Here is a 2,740-nt window from a genome sequence, read left to right as displayed (position 1 = left end):
GTCCAGTTCAAGAAAAAATCCGCCACCGCCTGGCAGGAGGCCCCGCCCCCCATTGGCGACAGCACGGACACGTTCGTCACGGGCGTTGATGACGGGGCGGATTATGACCTGCGGGTGCGATTCCGCAACGCCATCGGCGTGCGCTCCGACTGGACCCAGATTTCGCACACGGTCATCGGCAAGACCCAGCCCCCCGCCGACATCACCTCGTTTTTGATCGAAGGGGACCGCCTCTCGTGGACCGAGGTGACCGACAAGGATCTCGCCGGGTATCTGATCCGCTTCCAACCGGGCACCAGTCGCAGTTGGGGCGACGCCGCCAAGCTGCACGCCGGACTGGTCACCGCCTCGCCGTTCACCATGACCACCCGGCCCTCCGGTCCGGTAACGATCATGATCAAGGCCCGCGACACCTCGGGCAACGAATCGCTCAATCCCGCTTACATCGTCACCGACCTCGGCGACCCGGACGTGGCCAACGTGCTGGTTCAATACGACCGCAAGGCATCCCTGTGGCCGGGTTCGCTTTCCGGCGGGACGATTGACGGCTCGAACAACCTCGCCGCCACCACCGGCACCCTGATGTGGAACGCCGACCCGTCCGTGAGCATGTGGAACCCCGACGGAACCACGCTGATGTGGAACATCGTCTACGGGGCGATGACCTATCAAGACCAGTTGACGATCTCCTCGGCCCTGTCCGGCTCGGCCATGACCATCGCCGCGAACATCCTCGGCGATCCGTGGTCCGTTCAATACCGCGAAAACGCCCCGTCGCCCATGTGGGACCCGGACGGGACGACCCTCATGTGGGACGCCGATTCCTCAAGCCCGATGTGGGACACCCCGGACTGGCAGGCGTGGCCGGGACGGATCGACGCCAAGAACACCATCTATGACTTCCTGCTCACCACGGGACAGTCCCCGACGCAGGGGTATGTCAGCCAGTTTGTCATCACCCTCGACGCCCCCGACGTGGAGGAGACGCTCGACGACGTGGCGGTCTCGGCCCTCGGGACCCGGCTGCCGATCACCAAAACTTATTCCGTCATCACCAACGTCCAGCTCACCGTCCAGACCGACGGGGGCGGCGCCATCTCCGCGCGTTATGCGGACAAGGACGCCGACCTCGGACCGCTCGTCCAGTGCCTGGACGCCGCCGGGACGCCCGTCGCGGGGATACTCGACGCCCGCATCAAAGGTTATTAGAAGGAGTCACCATGCCCACCAGTTTTCCAACCATTGCCAATCTCACCGGAGCCGCCGTCACCCAGGCGGGCGCCAAGATCGAACTGACCGCGTTGTATGCCTCTTTGAGGGAGGTCGGCGACCCGCTCGGCTCCTCCGGGAGGATTCAAAACCTCGGTCTCGCCTTCTCTGTCGCCACCGGCGCCCTGACCTGCGCCGTCAAACAACGCAACGGTTCGACCGACGCCGACGCCACCAACGTCATCGCCGTGCCGATGCGAAGCTCCACCGCCGCCAGTGGCGGATTTAACGTCCGTAACATCACCGGCTCGCTGTCGCTGACGATCAGTTCCGGCTCGACCTTGGGGCATGCCAGCGGCGCCGCCTCCAACATCTACTGGTATCTGATCGACAACTCCGGGACTCTCGAACTCGCCGCCTCCTCGAAATACTTCGGGGACAACGGCATCGTCTCGACCTCCTCCGAGGGCGGGGCCGGGGCGGCCGACAGCGCCACCGCCATGTACGCCGCCAATGCCCGGAGCAACGTCCCCTTTCAGATCATCGGCCGCACGATTGACACCCAGACCACCGCCGGGACCTGGGCGGTCGTTCCCTCGGAGGTTTATCTGTGGCCTTTCACCCCCAACGCTTTCCGTCTCGGGATCGGAACCACCACGGCGGCGGGGACGCTGCCGCTGGCCTTCGAGGGGGATGACGACACCGGGGCTTACCGCCCGGCCGCCAACACCTGGGCCGCGGCCGCCAACGGCTGCGACGTCATGCGCTTCACCAACTCCTCCGCCACCGCCGTCAACTACGCCCAAGTGACCGGGGGCACCACCGGCAACGAGCCGATCTTGTCCGCGCTTGGGGAAACCAACGTGAGTCTCCGTTACACCACCAACGGGGCGGGAACGCACGAGTTCTACACCAACGCCAGCGGCCAGCGCCAGATGCGCATCACTCATGCCGCCTCGGCCGTGAATTACCTGCAATGCACCGGCGCCGCGACCGGCAACAACCCCTCCATCGTCGCCGAGGGGTCCGATTCCAACCAGGCCCTCAAACTGGAGGGCAAGGGGACCGGCTCGCTCGTCTCCCTGTCCGTCTACAACAAGACCAGCGCCTCGGCCGCCAACATGGTCATCGACTCCTCCGGCATCATGTACCGCTCCACGTCCTCGCTGAAATACAAGTCGAACGTGAAAGACTACCCGAAAGGGCTCGCCGAGCTGCTCTCGCTGCGGCCCGTCACCTACAAGAGCAAACAGAAGAACGACGGCAAACGCCTTTTCGCCGGTTTCGTGGCCGAGGAAGTCCACGCCGCCGGACTCCCGGAGTTCGTCATGTATGACGACGATGGCGAGCCCGACGCCCTGCATTATGGCCAGATGATCGTTCTGGCGGTGAAGGCGATTCAACAACTCACGGCCCGCGTGGCCGAACTGGAGGCGAAATGATCCCCGTTTCCCCAATGACCGTCACCGACGAAACCGCCCACGCCGGGGCGCTGCCTTACGGGGTGTGCCTCGGCGGGGACGCCGCCACA

Annotated in this window: 1 protein-coding gene and 1 pseudogene; both read left to right on the top strand. The window is 64.9% G+C overall.

Annotated elements, in window-relative coordinates; genetic code table 11:
• Window positions 1-1,209, top strand: a pseudogene (locus BGIM_RS0147610) (fibronectin type III domain-containing protein); the annotation flags it as partial.
• 11 nt (window positions 1,210-1,220) lie between these two features.
• Window positions 1,221-2,651, top strand: coding sequence for a tail fiber domain-containing protein (locus BGIM_RS0147605; RefSeq protein WP_020476608.1), 1,431 nt, complete (start codon window positions 1,221-1,223; stop codon window positions 2,649-2,651).
• Window positions 2,652-2,740 lie beyond the last annotated feature (89 nt).

Origin of the sequence: Zavarzinella formosa DSM 19928 (genome assembly GCF_000255705.1) — a bacterium.
Classification (GTDB): Bacteria; Planctomycetota; Planctomycetia; order Gemmatales; family Gemmataceae; genus Zavarzinella; species Zavarzinella formosa.
This window is presented reverse-complemented; position numbering and strand designations above follow the sequence as displayed.